Genomic DNA, 15,282 nt, shown 5'->3' with positions numbered 1-15,282 from the left:
CCGTGGGGTTTTGTGCTCTTTGCGTACGGACGGATTACTTCATCGACAACGCAGAGCCCATCATCATCGTCTTCATCGCCGCCGCGCCGACCGCCGCGCCGAAGCGACGCGCCACACGCTCAGGCAGATTCTCCTTGACGGTGTAGTCGACGAGATCCGGCGCCTTGAGCACGTCGCGCGCGACCGAATCGACCGTGCCCAGTCCGTCGGCGAGCCCCAGCTCGATCGAGCGCTGCCCGGTCCAGAACAGGCCGCTGAACAGGTCCGGATCGTCTTTCAGGCGGTTGCCGCGCCCTTTCTTGACCGCCCCGATGAACTGCTGATGGACTTGCTCGAGCATATCGAGCGCATACGTCTTCTGCTGGTCGGTTTGCGGCGAGAACGGGTCAAGAAATCCCTTGTTGCGGCCGGCGGTCAGCAAACGCCGCTCGATACCGAGCTTGTCCATCAGACCGGTAAAACCGAAGCCGTCCATCAACACGCCGATGGAGCCGACGATGCTCGCCTTGTCGACGTAGATCTTGTCGGCCGCCGCCGCGACGTAATACCCGCCCGAGGCGCAGATTTCCTCGACGACGACATAAAGCGGCTTCTTCGGATATTTCGCCCGCAAACGCGCGATGTCGTCGTAGATCATGCCAGCCTGCACCGGGCTGCCACCCGGGCTGTTGATGCGCAGGATCACGCCGGCGGCCGAGCTGTCCTCGAAGGCGGACTCCAGCGCCGAATTGATCTTCTGCGCGCTCGCCTGCGAGTCGGGCGCAATTTCGCCACTGAGCGTGACGAGCGCGGTGTGCTTGCCGGATGTCGCGCCAACGGTCGTCGAACCGCCGTCAAAGTCGGAGATCGACCAGACAACCAAGGCGACGATCGCGAGCACCAGCAGCCGGAAGAAAATCTTCCACCTGCGAGCGGCGCGCTGCTCGCGGATACCGGCCATCAGCACCTTTTCCAGCATCTCGCGCTCCCACGGCTTCACTTCCTGGGGGTCGCGGCCAGTGCCGCCAGCTCCGGCGGCCGGGCGGGCACCCGGCGCGGCAAAGCCGGGTTCGGAGCGGGATGAGTCGGGCGGCAAAGTGTCGGCCATACGTTATCCAGAGAGCGTGGGAGAAATAGATGAAAGTGGCAAGGCGTCCCCGATTCCCGCTTCCCGCGCGATCAGTTCAGCGCGGTGTCGGGCGCCTCGATATAGGCATCGGGCCACCAGACGACGGTCGTCCCGGACGGCGCGGCGACGCCCGCGGCAGTCGATGCATCAGACGCGCCAGAGGTGTCGGGTGCGGTCGGTGCGCTGTTCGCGCCGCTCGGGCATTCCGCGTCTGCCCGCCGCTCTTCGACGCGCACGGGGTGCAACGCCCCACCCTGACACGGGCCACCCACGCAGTGTCCGGTGTCGGGCTCGTACACGGCGCCATGCGTCGCGCACATCAAGTATAAGCCGGACGTCTCGAAAAACTGGCCTTCCGACCAGTCCAGCTCCATGGGGACGTGCGCGCACTGGTTGAGATAACCATAAACGCGCCCTTCGTAGCGAATCACGAACGCCGGTGTGCGGCGGCCGGCGACGCACACCTCGAAGCGCACACCGCGCCCGCCGTCCTCGAGCGCGTCACCTCGACAGATCGGCAGTGGCCCCGCGGGCGGCGGCAGGTCCGTCACACGCGCTCCAACAGCCAATCGCGCAACTCGGTCACGCTGCCGGCACAGTACGCCGGTTCGAGCGCCACCAGTTGTTCGCGCGGATGTGCACCACCATAGGCCACCGCCACGCCCGCCGTGCCGGCGCTGCGCGCCATCTGCAGATCGTGCGTGGTATCGCCGATCATGACCGTGCGACGCAGGTCCTGACCGAGCTCGCGCGTGAGTTCCTGCAGCATGGCCGGGTGCGGCTTCGAAAATGTCTCGTCGGCACAACGGGTTGCATCGAACATGCGCATCAGACCGGCCGATTCGAGCGCGCGATTGAGCCCCACACGCGATTTGCCCGTCGCCACCGCCAGAAAGCGTCCCCGCGAACGCAGTTCCTCGAGCAGTTCGCGAACACCCGTGAACAACACGGTCTCCTTGTCACCTATCAAATAATGAAAGCGATAGCGCTCGGACAGACGCGGGTAATGCGCGGGATCGAGTGACGGCACCGCCATCTGGAGCGCATCGCGCAAGCCGAGGCCAATCACATGGTTGGCCACCTCGTCGGACGGTACGGGCAACCCCAGATCGCGGCAGGCGGCCTGGATGCAGCGGGTAATGGTGGGCGTTGAGTCCATCAACGTCCCATCCCAGTCGAACACGACCAGGTCGAATTCAGAGCTTGGCATCGGCGGAAGCGCCTCGAAGTTGATTCAGGAATTGCTCACATTCTGGCGGCAACGCGGCTTCCAGTGCAATCGGCGTGTCAAGCACCGGATGGGTGAATTTCAATCGCCATGCATGCAAAAACATCCGCTTGATGCCGGGCCGGCTCCCCGGGCGCGCCAGCGTCTTGTTCAGCGTGAAGTCGCCATATTTGTCGTCCCCGACAATGGGCGTGCCGCAATGCGCGAGGTGAACGCGAATCTGATGGGTGCGTCCCGTTTTCAGTTCCGCTTCGAGCAACGTGTATGGCGGCAGGGATTCCATCATCCGAAATACCGTATGGGACGCCTGGCCATCTTCCTGCACCCGGACACGACGCTCCCCTTCCGCCGTCACATATTTATATAGCGGTGCCTTGACCGCACGTTGCCGATCGCGCCATTCGCCGGTCACGCACGCCAGATAACGCTTGTCCATCCGGTTGTGGCGGATCTGCTCGTGCATGCCGACCAGTGCCGCGCGCTTTTTCGCCAGCAGCAGAATGCCGGATGTCTCGCGATCCAGACGATGCACCAACTCGAGGAATTTCAGATGCGGCAGGGCACGACGCAGTTGCTCGATCACGCCGAACGAGACGCCGCTGCCGCCGTGAACGGCCACGCCGGCGGGCTTGTCGATTGCCAGCAGGTAGTCGTCTTCGAACAACACGGGAAACGTGGCGGCCGGTACGTGGACGGCCGCGTCGGCGACCGGCGTGGCGACCCTGACCGGCGGAATCCGCACGATATCGCCAAGGACGAGTCGATAGGCGGCGTCTACCCGCCCCTTGTTGACGCGGACTTCCCCGCTACGCAGGATGCGGTAGACGTGGCTTTTCGGGACTCCTTTGCACTCGCGCAAGAGGAAATTATCGATACGCTGCCCGGCCGAGCCGTCGTCGACTTCGACGAGGCGGACCTGCGGTGCGGACGCCGGCGAAACCATTTTCTGCCGACTTTTGCCTAACTCATTCATTATGAATATAATTTGCCCAACAGGGGTGGTGGTAGCGGGAATCATGCCAAATCCCCACGTCTGTCGGTGCATACCCCAAAACGGTATTTTACTTGCACCCCGGACCGGCTGCTCGTTCGGTGAACCTGGAGCAGCGAGCGCACGCACGTCACGCAGCGTCGGCAGGAAGTGGGCCCATAGGCCGCTTCGGTCGCAGCGCGCGGGACGCGGATAGAGTTGGTGGTTATAGAATTTTTTGGCGATCAGACCGGGCTCCATTGTCAGGGCTGATCGCTTTGTGAATATCGTTCGCGCAATAGTCGAAGTGAGGCGCCGTCACAAGAAGAATAAGTGTCGGCAGGCGCCCCGAGAAAACGTTGATGAAGTTTCTCGTCCAGTTTCTCTTGGTATGGACTGCAAGCCCGAAGTGACTCGCGCCGGGCCGGAATTTTCCGGTGCCTGGGCGGATCCGGGTGAGCGCGAAAACGTATTCCTGGCGCCATAGCGTCCGTCGGCCTCATCGCCCGGACCCCCCGGCAATTCTTCCACTCCCGGCTCGAACCTCGCGTGTTGGATAACTCGAGTGATACGTGCCCGACGCACTGCACATTGGCATCTGCGGCGGGTGGGAGTCGTTTTCATGAAACGCATGTTGTTCAACGCCACGCAGCAGGAAGAACTGCGCGTGGCAATCGTCGATGGGCAGAAACTCATCGACATCGATATCGAGACGGCCGGACGCGAACAGCGTAAAGGCAATATCTACAAGGGCATCATCACCCGTATCGAACCCTCCCTCGAAGCCTGCTTCGTCAACTACGGCGAAGGTCGCCACGGCTTCCTTCCGTTCAAGGAAGTGGCTCGCGCATACTTCCGCGACGGTGCCGATGTGCGCAATGCGCGCATTCAGGACGCCCTCTCCGAAGGTCAGGAGCTCATCGTTCAGGTCGAAAAGGAAGAGCGCGGCAACAAGGGCGCAGCCCTGACCACGTTCATCTCGCTGGCCGGCCGCTACCTCGTGCTGATGCCGAACAACCCGCGCGGCGGTGGCGTATCGCGCCGCATCGAGGGCGAAGACCGTCAGGAACTGCGCGAGACGATGGGCCAGCTCGAGTTGCCGGAAGGCATGAGCATCATCGCCCGCACCGCAGGCATCGGCCGCTCGGCCGAAGAACTGCAGTGGGATCTGAACTACCTGCTGCAACTCTGGAACGCCATCGAAGGCGCCGCCAAGAATATCGAGCTGCCGCGCGACTCGGCGCTGATCTATCTCGAATCGAGCCTGGTCATCCGCGCCATCCGCGACTACTTCCAGCCGGACATCGGTGAAATCCTCATCGATACCGAAGAAATCTCCGAACAGGCGCGCAATTTCATGCAGGTGGTCATGCCCGATCACCTCAATCGCGTGAAACAGTACCGCGACGACGTGCCGCTGTTCTCGCGCTTCCAGATCGAACATCAGATCGAGACGGCATACTCGCGTCAGGTGCCGTTGCCCTCGGGCGGCGCCATCGTGATCGACCACACCGAAGCCCTGGTTTCGATCGACGTGAACTCTGCGCGAGCCACCAAGGGCGCCGACATCGAGGAAACGGCCCTGCGCACCAATCTGGAAGCGGCCGACGAAGTCGCGCGCCAGTTGCGCCTGCGCGATCTTGGCGGCCTGATCGTGATCGACTTCATCGACATGGAGTCGGCCAAGAGCCAGCGTGAAGTCGAACAACGTGTGAAGGATGCGCTCAAGCACGACCGCGCGCGCGTCCAGATGGGCAAGATCTCGCGTTTCGGCCTGATGGAGCTCTCGCGCCAGCGCCTGCGTCCGTCGCTGTCCGAAGGCACGCACGTGACCTGCCCGCGCTGCAACGGCACCGGCCATATCCGCGACGCCGAATCGTCGGCGCTTCAGGTCCTGCGCATCATCCAGGAAGAAGCGATGAAAGAGCACACGGCAGCCATCCACTGCCAGGTGCCGGTCGAGGTCGCCGCATTCCTGCTCAATGAAAAGCGTCAGGAAATCAACAAGATCGAAGCACGCTTCAAGGTCGGCGTGCTGCTGATCCCGAACAAGCATCTCGAAACGCCGCACTACAAGCTCGAACGCCTGCGCTTCGACGATCCGCGTCTGGACGCCCCGAAGGCCAGCTACTCGCTCGCCGAGGAAGCGGCCCGTTCGCTGGAAGACGATCCGGCCGGCTACAGCAAGAAGAAGGAAGACGTGCGCCCGCGTCAGGAAGCCGCCGTCAAGGGCATTACGCCCGAGCAACCGGCACCGACGGCACAGCCGCGTCCGGAGCCGGTTGCTGCGGCTACGCCCGCCGCCGCTCCCGCCCGCAGCGGTGGTTTCATCGGTTTTGTGAAGCGCCTGCTGGGCCTCGAGCCCGCCGCGGCACCCGCACCGGCCGCGGCTGAAGCGCCGGCCAAGCCGGCAGCCCGTGCACCGCGCGAGCGCCATGAGCGCCCGCATCAACAGAACCGAAACCGCCGTGGCAACGCTCGCGACGACAAGGCAGGCAAGGACAACGCCGGCCAGCCGGCACGTGAGGGTCGCGAAGGACGTGAAGCTCGCGAGGGTCGTGGCGAGGGTCGTGGCGAGGGTCGTGGCACCCGTCCGGAGCGTGGCGAGCGCGCCGACCGCAATGAGCGCAACGAACGTAACGAGCGCGCGGAACGTGGCGAGCGTGGTGATCGTCAGGAGGGCCGTGACAAGCGTGAGCGCGACGACGCTCAACGTCAGCCGGCTCAGGACGTCCGCGCCGATGAGGCCCGCGAGCCGCGCGAAGGCCGTGAGCGCGGTAGCCGCCGCGACCGCAACGAGCGCCGCGAGCGCCGCCAAACCGAAGGTGCGGAAGACCAGCAGGTCGCACCGCAACGCGCCGTCGTCGCCGCAGCAGCAGCGCCGGTCGTCGCCGATCAGGACGCGCTCGAACAGGATCACCTGACCGCACAGGTCGAAGGCGCGCCGGTCACCACCGAGGAAGGCGAGCAAGCGGGTGAAGAACGCCGCCGCAGCCGTCGCCGTGGTCGCCGTGGCGGCCGCCGCGAGCGCGAAGCCGGCGAGCAGCAACTGAGCGCCGACGGCGAGCACGCAGAGGGCGCAACGTCCGAAACCGTGGAAAGCGCCGCCGCAAGCACCCCGCTGCCGACGCACGAAGGCGTGGAAAACGCGGCTGGCGAAGCGCTGGAGCGCGCCGAGCAAGCTCCGGTCGCCCCCGCCGCGATGGCACCCCGTACCGAACCGACGCCCGCCCCGGCCCACGCCGAGCGCGCTGAAGTCCCGGCAGCCCCGGCAGCCCCGGTTGCAACGCTGACCGAAGCCGCGCCGGTGGCCGTGCCCGCAGTGCAGGCGCCGGTGATCTCGGAGCCGGTCGCACCGGTGAACGTGACGCCGCTGCCGGTCGAGCAGGTTGCCACCGCGCCGGTCGTACCGCCGGTCAGCGCGCCGCTGCCCGTGGTGACGCCGGCGCCGGCCCAAGCCGAAGTCCCCGCACAGGCCTTGACGGAAATCGCGGCGACCGCGGCGACCGCCAGCGCCCCGTCGGCCAGTCCGGCCACGGAAGTGGCAGAGGTCGCCGGAAGCGCGGCGGAACCCGTGCAGGCCCAGGTCGAGACGGAGGCGCCCCAAGCTGCCCACGCCGCCAAGGTGGTCGAAACCGACAAGGTGGTGGAAGCCGTGGAAGCGCCCGCCGCGGCCGCAACGGTTCAGGCCGTGTCGGCAGCACCGGAAGCGGCCGCCGCCGCGACCGAAGTCGTCACACAACGCGCCGCTCCGGTGGCCGCGGCACCGACGCTCAAGCACAGCGAGCTGGAATCCACGCTTGCGAGCGTGGGCCTCGTCTGGGTGCATACGGACGCCGACAAGCACCGTGCGGCGCAGGAAGCCGCGGCGCAGGTCGTCCCGGCCCCGCACGTGCAGCGTGAGCGCCGCGCGCCGACACCGCTCAATAGCGGCCCGATGGAGCAAGTGGAAACGCGCGGCACGTCGCATCACGTGGTCTGAGGCCGATCGCATGACGCTCGGGCGGTGATGCCGTCCGGACGTCGAGCGACACGCCCCACCACCCCACGCGTGACGCCAGAAAAGGAGGCTTCGGCCTCCTTTTTTTGTTGATGGTGGCGCACGCCCTCTCGCCGCAACCCCGCATTGTCCCGACTTGTCTCCGTCTCCACCTGTCCGTATCGTGTGCCGGCATGCGGGTTTGACGTCTTGCAACGCATGTCCCGGTACCGATATCCGATGTCCGCGATGCCCGCTGCGGGCACTTTTCGGCGTCTTCGGCGCCCGACAGGCCAATTCGTTAGAATGGAGACGCAAGCCAAGACCCCGCCATGACCGAAACGATCATCCGACTCACCGATTTGCGAAGCGATGCGCGTTATACGACGCATTCGCCGCAGTTGCCCGCACAAGTGCGTGCCGCGACCGGCCATCTCGAAGATGCGCTGGCGCGGCCGCTGCACGACCTGCGGATCTCGGTGACCGATCGTTGCAACTTCCGCTGCGTGTATTGCATGCCGAAGGACGTGTTCGACAAGGACTACGCCTTCCTGCCGCAATCGTCGCTGCTCTCGTTCGAAGAGATCGAGCGCGCGGCACGCCTGTTCATCGAGCACGGCGTGGAAAAGCTGCGGCTCACGGGCGGGGAGCCGCTGCTGCGAAAGCACATTGAACGCCTGATCGAGATGCTGGCCCGGCTGCGCACCCCGTCGGGCAAGCCGGTGGATATCACGCTCACCACCAACGGTTCGCTGCTGGCGCGGCGAGCGCAGTCGCTCAAGGACGCCGGCCTGACGCGCGTGACCGTCAGCCTGGACAGCCTCGACGACACGATCTTCCGCCGGATGAACGACGTCGACTTCCCGGTCGCCAAGGTGCTCGAAGGAATTGCCGAGGCGCAACACGTCGGCCTCGGTCCGGTGAAGGTGAACATGGTGGTCAAGCGCGGCACGAACGACGCCGATATCGTGCCCATGGCGCGCCATTTCCATGGCAGCGGCGTGGTCCTGCGTTTCATTGAATATATGGACGTCGGCACGTCGAACGGCTGGCGCATGGACGAAGTGCTGCCGTCGGCCGACGTCATCGCGCGAATCAACGACGCATTGCCGGTCGAGCCGCTCGAGCCCAACTATCCCGGGGAAACGGCACAGCGCTGGCGTTACCGTGACGGCGGTGGCGAAGTCGGCGTCATTTCCTCCGTCACGCGCGCCTTTTGCGGCACTTGTTCGCGGGCGCGGTTGTCTACGGAAGGCAAGCTGTACCTGTGCCTGTTCGCGAGCGCCGGTCACGATCTGCGCTCGCTGCTGCGCAATGGCGCGAGCGACGCACAAATCTCGACCGTCATCGGCGACATCTGGCACGCACGCACCGACCGGTATTCCGCCCTGCGCACGGCGGCCACCGGCCTGCCCGAAGGCGCCCCACCGAAAGTGGAGATGTCCTACATCGGCGGATGAGCGCGACGGGCATCGCCCGTCCGTTCGTCGGCACGCTTTCGACTCACCGAATTCTTTTTCTCAACTCATGATCCCTGTTGCCCCGGACGGTAGTGGTGTCCGAGACTCTCTGACCATTACTCGTCGCACCCGTCGTCTCATTGCCGCCAGTGCGAGCGCAATGGCACTGTCCTTCGTTGTGCTCTCGCCTGTCACCGCGCGTGCCGATTGTGACCCCGCCGGGCGCGACGTCGCGAACCGGCTGATGACTTACAGCGGTCAACTCGGCGATCGCAATCCGCTGCGCCTCGTGCTGCGTCCGTCGTCGGGTGGCAAGCTCGAAGGTCGCTACGCCAACGCGTCGTCGCAAAGCGACACGCATCTGACCGGCAAGATCGAGAACAAGACCCGCGTGCACCTGACCGAGTTCGACGCCGGCGGCATGCCGCGCGGCACCTTCGAGGGCGCGTTCGCCGCCAACGGCGATATCGACCGTCAGCGCGGTGCGTCGTCGAGTTGCGAAGTCATCTCCGGTCAGTGGAAGGATCTGCGCAGCGGCCGCTCGGTGCCGTTCGAGCTGGCACTTTCCAGCATCCAGACCGGCAAGATCGACCACCTGTACGGTGCGGCCGGCGTGAGCGACGACGAGACCGTCAACCGCGCCGCCACGCAGTTCCGCAAAGGCGTGCTCGACGATCGTCGCGATGTGGTCGCCCAATCCATCCGATATCCGCTGCACGTCTCGCTGCGCGGCAAGACATTGATCCTTCGCAACCCGAAGTCACTGCTGGCGCGCTACAACGAGATTTTCACTGACGGTTACGTTCGCACGATCGGTGCCGCGGTGCCGCGCCTCATGTTCGCGCGCGATCAGGGCGTGATGCTCGGCGACGGTGCCGTCTGGTTCGACGCCAACGGCCGCGTCATCGCGCTGAACCGCTCCTGACGCCGTTCGGGAAGCCACCGCTCATGCCCCCCGCCCTCTCCCGTCACGCCATCACCGGCCTGGTGCTCGCGGGCGGGCGCGGTCAGCGCATGGGCGGACGCGACAAAGGGTTGCAGCCTTTTGCCGGACGTCCACTCGCCGCACATGTCATCGAACGCTTGCGCCCCCAGGTCTCGGCGCTGATCATCAGCGCCAACCGGAATGGCGACGCCTATGCGGCGCTCGGTGCCCCGGTGGTCAGCGATGAGACCCAGGATTTCGCCGGCCCGCTCGCTGGCATGCTGGCGGGTTTGCGTGCCGCACGTACGGACTATGTCCTCACCGTGCCGTGCGACACCCCCTATTTGCCGGAGGACCTGGCCACGCGGCTGGCGGCCGCGCTGATCGACACGGGCGACACCACGCCGCCGTTGGCCGCCTATGCCGCAACGGCACACGGCCCGCATCCAGTATTCGCGCTTTTGCACCGATCGCTGGCCGACGACCTTGCCGCGACGCTCATGGCGGGCGAGCATCGGGTCCGGGCGTGGCTGGCGCGCCACAAGGCCGTACAAGTTCACTTCGGCGACGAGCGTCCGTTTTACAATGTCAACACGCTGGACGACCTCCACACCGATACGCCGCGCGCGCCCTGACGCTCCGGGTTCCGACGCAGCCCGTTCCGTCGCCACCGCTTTTACGGGATTCATGCCGGACTCAAGCCGAAAGCGAGCCGGATGACGACGCCACACCGATGACAACACTAGACGAAGCCCTGGCCGGCTTGCCGGACTACGACCCCAACCACATGACGGTCGAATTGGCGCGCGCCATCATCGCGCGCACCGCGTGTCCCGTGTCCGCCATCGAGCAGGTTGCCGTTCGCAGCGCGTTGGGCCGGGTACTCGGCCGCGACGTGATTTCCCCGCTCGACGTCCCCGCGTTCGAGAACGCCGCGATGGACGGCTACGCCTTTCACAGTCGCGCCCTTGCCGCAGGCGGCAACGTGCGCCTGCGCGTGGCGGGCCGCTCGTTCGCCGGCCATCCGTTCGAGGGTGACGTAGGCGCTGGCGACTGCATACGCATCATGACCGGCGCCTTGCTGCCGACAGGCTGCGACACGGTCATCCCTCAGGAGCAGGTGCAGCGCGAAGGCGACACGGAAATCGTCACCTTCGCCGCGAATGCCGTCACACCCGGCCGTCACGTGCGCCACGTCGGCGAGGATCTGGCGGCCGGTCACCCTGCGCTGCATGCGGGCAAGCGCCTGCGTCCGGCCGCGCTCGGGCTGCTGGCCTCGCTTGGCGTGGCCGAGGTGCCGGTGCGCCGCCGCATTCGCGTGGCGTTCTTCTCGACCGGCGACGAACTTCGCTCGGTGGGCGAGCCGCTGGCGCCGGGCAATCTGTACGACAGCAACCGTTACACCCTTTTTGGCATGCTGACGCGTTTGGGCGTCGAGGTGCTCGACCTCGGCGTGGTGCGCGACGATCCGCAAGCCATTGAAGACACCTTGCGCAACGCGTGCCGCGATGCCGATGCCGTTATCACCTCGGGCGGCGTGTCCGTTGGCGAGGCCGATTTCACGCGCGAGATGATGGCGCGCCTGGGCAACGTCGTGTTCTGGAAGATGGCGATGCGTCCGGGCCGACCGTTTGCGTTCGGCGAACTCGAGAGTGAAGGTCACCGCGCCTTGTTGTTCGGGCTGCCGGGCAATCCGGCGGCCGTGATGGCTTCGTTTTACCACCTGGTCCGCGACGGCCTGTTCGCATTGATGGGCGCCGAGCCGCAAATTACGCCGAGCCTGCCGGTGCCGTCGGCCACGGCCATCGCGAAGCGTCCCGGGCGCACCGAATTCCTGCGCGGCGTGCTCGCGCCCGACGATCACGGGCGCTGGCAGGTCACCGTGGCCGATGCGCAAAGCGCCGGCATCCTGCGCACGATGAGCGAAGCCAACTGCTTCGTCACGTTGGGGACTGCGCGCGGCGACGTCAAGGCCGGCGAACCGGTCGACGTCATCGCGTTTGACGGACTGGTGTGACGCGAAAGACGAACGACCCTCGGATTTTTTCCAAAGCGAAGCAACGAAATAACGACAAATCGCCGGCGTCGGCGCTTCGACGATGACGGCAACACAGAAAGCACACGTCAATGACCACGACAACGACAACGACAACGAAAAAGCAGATCACGTACATCAGCCCGGGCCAGACGGCCAAGGCGCTGGTGCTGGTCTATCTCACGTTCAGTATTCCGCTGGTGCTGCTCGCCTTCCTGGCGGCATTCCTGCGCTATGGCGAACTGCCTGGCCTGGCCTTCATTTCCGCGCTGGTGCTCAACGCCATCGTGGGCTTCGTGCTGCTCTGGATCGCCTGCCACGCCTATAACTGGGTCGCGGAGCGCTTCGGCGGCATCGAGATCGCCTTGAGCGACGCACCCGAAGACGAGTACTGACGCCCGCAACGGCGGCCGACGGCGTTCGATCGACAACCGGATCGCCGAGGCCGCCTGCCGTCCATCTCCGTGCGCACGTGCGCATTCCCCATTCCTGCATTTCCTCATTTGCCCCTGCCCCATGTCCCTTACCCTGCGTGCTGCCACGGCCGACGACGTCGGCGCCATTCATGGCCTGATGCGAGAACTGGCTGTCTTTGAAAAGCTGCTGGATATATTCGAAGCGACGCCCGAAAGCGTGCATGAAGCGCTATTCGGCAACGCGCCCGCGGCGGAGTGCCTGATCGCGCAATGGGACGGCCAGGTGGTCGGCTACGCGCTGTACTTCCACAACTTCTCCACGTTCCTCGGACGACGCGGTCTGTATCTCGAGGACGTCTATGTCCAGCCGTCGATGCGTGGCAAAGGCGTTGGACAGGCCCTGTTGCGCGCACTGGCCCGGATTGCCGTCGAACGCAACTGTGCCCGCTTCGAGTGGACGGTACTCGACTGGAATCAGCCGGCCATCGACTTCTATGCTTCGCAAGGGGCGACCGTGCTGCCCGACTGGCGGGTGGTGCGCATGACGGGCGAAGCGCTCGAACGCTTCGCCGGGGGCGGCAACGCCTGAGGCCCCGCCGGGTGAACCGGGCGGATCGGGCGGATCGGGCGGCTCAGGCGTCCTCGTCGGTATCGAGTTCTACGCCGAGCACTTCGACAGCCTGCTCGCCCGGCAACGCCTCCACCGCCTTGAGCTGACGCGCCATCGCGCGCGTACGAACCTCGGCCTTGTCGATGGAGCGGGTGACGGTCTCGAGTTGCGACTTGGTCTTGGCGAGCACGTCGCCGAACTTGGTGAATTCCGTCTTCACGGCGCCCAGCACCTGCCACACTTCGCTGGAGCGACGCTCGATCGCGAGCGTGCGGAACCCCATCTGCAAGCTGTTGAGCAACGCGGTCAGCGTCGTCGGGCCGGCCACGGTCACGCGATATTCCCGCTGAAGGAGATCCGAGAGCCCCGGCCGCCGCAGCACCTCCGCGTACAGCCCCTCCGTGGGCAGGAACAGCAACGCGAAGTCGGTGGTATGCGGTGGTGCGAGGTACTTCTCCGCAATGGTTTTCGCTTCGAGGCGGATGCGTGTCTCGAGCGCCTTCGACGCCTCTTCGACCGCGACCGGGTCGGCGCGCTCCTGTGCATCGAGCAAACGCTCGTAGTCCTCGCGCGGGAACTTGGCATCGATGGGCAGCCAGACCGGCGTGCTGCTGTCGCCGTTCTGGCCTGGCAATGCGATGGCGAACTCCACGCGTTCAGCGCTTCCCGGACGGGTCGCGACGTTCTTTGCGAATTGATCGGGCGTGAGCAACTGTTCGAGCAGCGCCTGCAACTGCACTTCCCCCCAAATGCCTCGCGTCTTCACATTGGTCAGCACGCGCTTGAGGTCGCCGACCCCGGCCGCGAGCGTCTGCATTTCGCCAAGTCCGCGGTGCACCTGCTCCAGACGGTCGGAGACGAGCTTGAACGATTCACCGAGCCGCTGCTCGAGCGTTGCGTGCAGCTTCTCGTCGACGGTGCGGCGCATTTCCTCGAGCTTCGCCGCGTTGTTGACCTCGATGTCCTTGAGCTTTTGTTCGAGCGTGGCGCGCACCTCGGCCAGCCGCCGCTCGTTGCCCTCCGCCAGTTGCGTCAACTGCTGATGCTGCGCCTCACCGAACCGACGCAGCGTTGACGCCTGCTCCTCGCGCATCTGTTGTCCGCTGAGCACAAGACTTTGCCGCACCGCTTCGATCTGGGCCGCATTCGATTCGGTGAGCTTCGCCAACTGCTGGGCGAAGCCGTCGATCTGATTGTTCTGCACCGTGGCCACGCTCGTCATCTGTGCGGCGAGCGTCTGCTGGAACTGTGCCATTTGGGCGCTCTGTTCACCGCGCCCGGCGCGGGCCGTTTCCGCGAACTCCTGACGCAAGCCGCGCTCGCTGCGATCTGCCGCCTGCAACAAATCGTCACGCACATTCGCGAGCGAATCGACGAGCGTTGCACGAAGCGACGCGTCGCCACCGCGCTGCCAGACCTTCACCGCGATCGCGATCATCGCCAACAGATTCAGCGCTGCCAGCGCCACCAACACCATCTCCACCATCGCGTTGCGACTCCTGTTGAACCTTCCTGTCCTGCCCCATAGAGGCGTCGGGCATGCCCGGCGCGATTACGCCTTGCGGGCGTCCGGATTGAGCAGGCACGGCGGCTTGCCCGCGGCGGCACCGAAACCGAGCGCAGCGATCAGATTGTCGGCCGCCAGACTTGCCATGCCGCGACGTGTCGCCGCGGACGCGCTGGCGATATGCGGCGTCAGCACGACGTTGGGCACCTGCAGCAACGCGGGATGCACCTTCGGCTCACCCTCGAAGACGTCGAGCCCGGCCGACGCAATCTGCCGCTTCGCGAGCGCGGCGGCAAGCGCCGCGTCGTCGACGATACCGCCGCGAGCCAGGTTCACCAGCGTCGCCGTCGGCTTCATCATGGCCAGCTCCGTGGCACCGATCGTATGATGCGTTGCCGCCGAATACGGCAACACCAGAATCACGTGATCGGCCGTGCGCAGCAGCGCGTCCTTGTCGAGATAGCTCGCCTTGCAGGCAGCTTCCGTCGCCGCGTCGAGACGCGATCGATTGTGATACACGACACGCATGTTGAAGCCCATGGCGCGACGGGCGATCGCCTGCCCGATGCGTCCCATGCCGATGATGCCCAGCGTGCTGCCATGAATGTCGGCCCCCAGGAACATGTCATATGCCCACTTGTCCCAGTGCCCTTCGCGAAGCCAGCGCTCCGACTCCGTCACGCGGCGCGCGGTCGCCATCAGCAATGCCCAGCCGAAGTCCGCGGTCGTCTCGTTGAGCACGTCGGGCGTGTTCGTCGCCATGACGCCGGCAGCGGTCATCGCATCGATATCGAAGTTGTTATAGCCCACCGCCATGTTCGCCACCACGCGCAACTGCGGCGCACCGGCCAGCACCGACGCGTCGATGCGCTCGCTCGCCGTGGTGATCGCACCGGCCTTGTCGGCCAGGCGCGCGCGCAGTTCGTCGCTCGAAAACACGGTGTCGGCGTCGTTGCGCTCCACATCGAAATACTGCGCCAGACGCTCGATCACGTCGGGAAAAATAGCTCGGGCTACCAGGATCTTCGGTTTCACCAGGAGTCT

The 15,282-nt window shown here is 65.5% G+C and carries 13 protein-coding genes; 7 read left to right on the top strand and 6 right to left on the bottom strand.

All coding sequences use genetic code 11. The annotated features are described in order from the left end of the window. Nucleotides 1–34: 34 nt before the first annotated feature. The 4 genes from W930_RS0118795 to W930_RS0118780 all read right to left on the bottom strand — a co-directional run bounded on the left by W930_RS0118795 (nucleotide 35) and on the right by W930_RS0118780 (nucleotide 3,309). Entirely contained in the window at nucleotides 35–1,087 is a 1,053-nt protein-coding gene (locus W930_RS0118795) for a S49 family peptidase (RefSeq protein WP_023594405.1), read from the bottom strand. Between the two features lie 71 nt (nucleotides 1,088–1,158). Then, entirely contained in the window at nucleotides 1,159–1,650 is a 492-nt protein-coding gene (locus tag W930_RS28125; RefSeq protein WP_024788602.1) for a Rieske 2Fe-2S domain-containing protein, read from the bottom strand. 5 nt (nucleotides 1,651–1,655) lie between these two features. Further along, on the bottom strand, nucleotides 1,656–2,318 hold the full coding sequence (locus W930_RS0118785) for an HAD family hydrolase (protein WP_023594403.1): 663 nt from the start codon (nucleotides 2,316–2,318) through the stop codon (nucleotides 1,656–1,658). Beyond that, the gene (locus tag W930_RS0118780; protein ID WP_023872210.1) at nucleotides 2,305–3,309 is read right to left on the bottom strand and encodes an RluA family pseudouridine synthase; all 1,005 of its coding nucleotides are present in this window, start codon (nucleotides 3,307–3,309) and stop codon (nucleotides 2,305–2,307) included. The genes W930_RS0118785 and W930_RS0118780 overlap by 14 nt, the downstream gene beginning before the upstream one ends. A 619-nt stretch (nucleotides 3,310–3,928) precedes the next feature. On the opposite strand from W930_RS0118780, the gene W930_RS0118775 reads away from it, so the two are divergent. The 7 genes from W930_RS0118775 to W930_RS0118745 all read left to right on the top strand — a co-directional run bounded on the left by W930_RS0118775 (nucleotide 3,929) and on the right by W930_RS0118745 (nucleotide 12,710). After that, nucleotides 3,929–7,288: an Rne/Rng family ribonuclease gene (locus W930_RS0118775; RefSeq protein ID WP_023872211.1), complete on the top strand. Its 3,360-nt coding sequence runs from the start codon at nucleotides 3,929–3,931 to the stop codon at nucleotides 7,286–7,288. Nucleotides 7,289–7,617: 329 nt separating this feature from the next. Next, the gene (gene moaA, locus W930_RS0118770; protein WP_023594400.1) at nucleotides 7,618–8,745 is read left to right on the top strand and encodes a GTP 3',8-cyclase MoaA; all 1,128 of its coding nucleotides are present in this window, start codon (nucleotides 7,618–7,620) and stop codon (nucleotides 8,743–8,745) included. Nucleotides 8,746–8,905: 160 nt separating this feature from the next. After that, on the top strand, nucleotides 8,906–9,670 hold the full coding sequence (locus W930_RS29290) for a hypothetical protein (RefSeq protein ID WP_023594399.1): 765 nt from the start codon (nucleotides 8,906–8,908) through the stop codon (nucleotides 9,668–9,670). 23 nt (nucleotides 9,671–9,693) lie between these two features. Beyond that, complete coding sequence (gene mobA / locus W930_RS0118760; RefSeq protein ID WP_023594398.1) at nucleotides 9,694–10,305, top strand: molybdenum cofactor guanylyltransferase MobA; 612 nt, start codon at nucleotides 9,694–9,696, stop codon at nucleotides 10,303–10,305. Nucleotides 10,306–10,403: 98 nt separating this feature from the next. After that, nucleotides 10,404–11,687 (top strand): gephyrin-like molybdotransferase Glp, encoded by a 1,284-nt coding sequence (gene glp, locus W930_RS0118755; RefSeq protein WP_023872212.1) that lies wholly within the window; start codon nucleotides 10,404–10,406, stop codon nucleotides 11,685–11,687. 110 nt (nucleotides 11,688–11,797) lie between these two features. Continuing rightward, nucleotides 11,798–12,100, top strand: coding sequence for a hypothetical protein (locus tag W930_RS0118750; protein WP_023872213.1), 303 nt, complete (start codon nucleotides 11,798–11,800; stop codon nucleotides 12,098–12,100). A gap of 121 nt (nucleotides 12,101–12,221) precedes the next feature. Further along, a complete protein-coding gene (locus W930_RS0118745) occupies nucleotides 12,222–12,710 on the top strand; it encodes a GNAT family N-acetyltransferase (protein WP_023872214.1) in 489 nt (162 codons plus the stop codon). A 43-nt stretch (nucleotides 12,711–12,753) separates the two neighbouring features. On the opposite strand, the gene rmuC is transcribed toward W930_RS0118745, so the two are convergent. After that, nucleotides 12,754–14,217: a DNA recombination protein RmuC gene (rmuC, locus tag W930_RS0118740; RefSeq protein ID WP_023594396.1), complete on the bottom strand. Its 1,464-nt coding sequence runs from the start codon at nucleotides 14,215–14,217 to the stop codon at nucleotides 12,754–12,756. A gap of 66 nt (nucleotides 14,218–14,283) precedes the next feature. Next, nucleotides 14,284–15,276: a D-glycerate dehydrogenase gene (locus W930_RS0118735; protein WP_023872216.1), complete on the bottom strand. Its 993-nt coding sequence runs from the start codon at nucleotides 15,274–15,276 to the stop codon at nucleotides 14,284–14,286. Between the last annotated feature and the right edge of the window lie 6 nt (nucleotides 15,277–15,282).

The sequence above is a fragment of the Pandoraea sp. E26 genome (assembly GCF_000681415.1).
In the GTDB taxonomy this organism is placed as follows: domain Bacteria; phylum Pseudomonadota; class Gammaproteobacteria; order Burkholderiales; family Burkholderiaceae; genus Pandoraea; species Pandoraea pnomenusa.
Note: the sequence above shows the minus strand (reverse complement) of the source record. Positions and strands in the feature narration are given on the sequence as shown.

What these genes read in the sequence shown, in the direction of transcription:
- W930_RS0118775 (WP_023872211.1), top strand. Translation starts at nt 3,929, where the DNA reads ATGAAACGCATGTTGTTCAACGCCACGCAGCAGGAAGAACTGCGCGTG.
- W930_RS0118785 (WP_023594403.1), bottom strand. Translation starts at nt 2,318, where the DNA reads ATGCCAAGCTCTGAATTCGACCTGGTCGTGTTCGACTGGGATGGGACG.
- rmuC (WP_023594396.1), bottom strand. Translation starts at nt 14,217, where the DNA reads ATGGTGGAGATGGTGTTGGTGGCGCTGGCAGCGCTGAATCTGTTGGCG.
- W930_RS0118795 (WP_023594405.1), bottom strand. Translation starts at nt 1,087, where the DNA reads ATGGCCGACACTTTGCCGCCCGACTCATCCCGCTCCGAACCCGGCTTT.
- mobA (WP_023594398.1), top strand. Translation starts at nt 9,694, where the DNA reads ATGCCCCCCGCCCTCTCCCGTCACGCCATCACCGGCCTGGTGCTCGCG.
- W930_RS0118750 (WP_023872213.1), top strand. Translation starts at nt 11,798, where the DNA reads ATGACCACGACAACGACAACGACAACGAAAAAGCAGATCACGTACATC.
- glp (WP_023872212.1), top strand. Translation starts at nt 10,404, where the DNA reads ATGACAACACTAGACGAAGCCCTGGCCGGCTTGCCGGACTACGACCCC.
- W930_RS29290 (WP_023594399.1), top strand. Translation starts at nt 8,906, where the DNA reads ATGGCACTGTCCTTCGTTGTGCTCTCGCCTGTCACCGCGCGTGCCGAT.
- moaA (WP_023594400.1), top strand. Translation starts at nt 7,618, where the DNA reads ATGACCGAAACGATCATCCGACTCACCGATTTGCGAAGCGATGCGCGT.
- W930_RS0118780 (WP_023872210.1), bottom strand. Translation starts at nt 3,309, where the DNA reads ATGAATGAGTTAGGCAAAAGTCGGCAGAAAATGGTTTCGCCGGCGTCC.
- W930_RS0118745 (WP_023872214.1), top strand. Translation starts at nt 12,222, where the DNA reads ATGTCCCTTACCCTGCGTGCTGCCACGGCCGACGACGTCGGCGCCATT.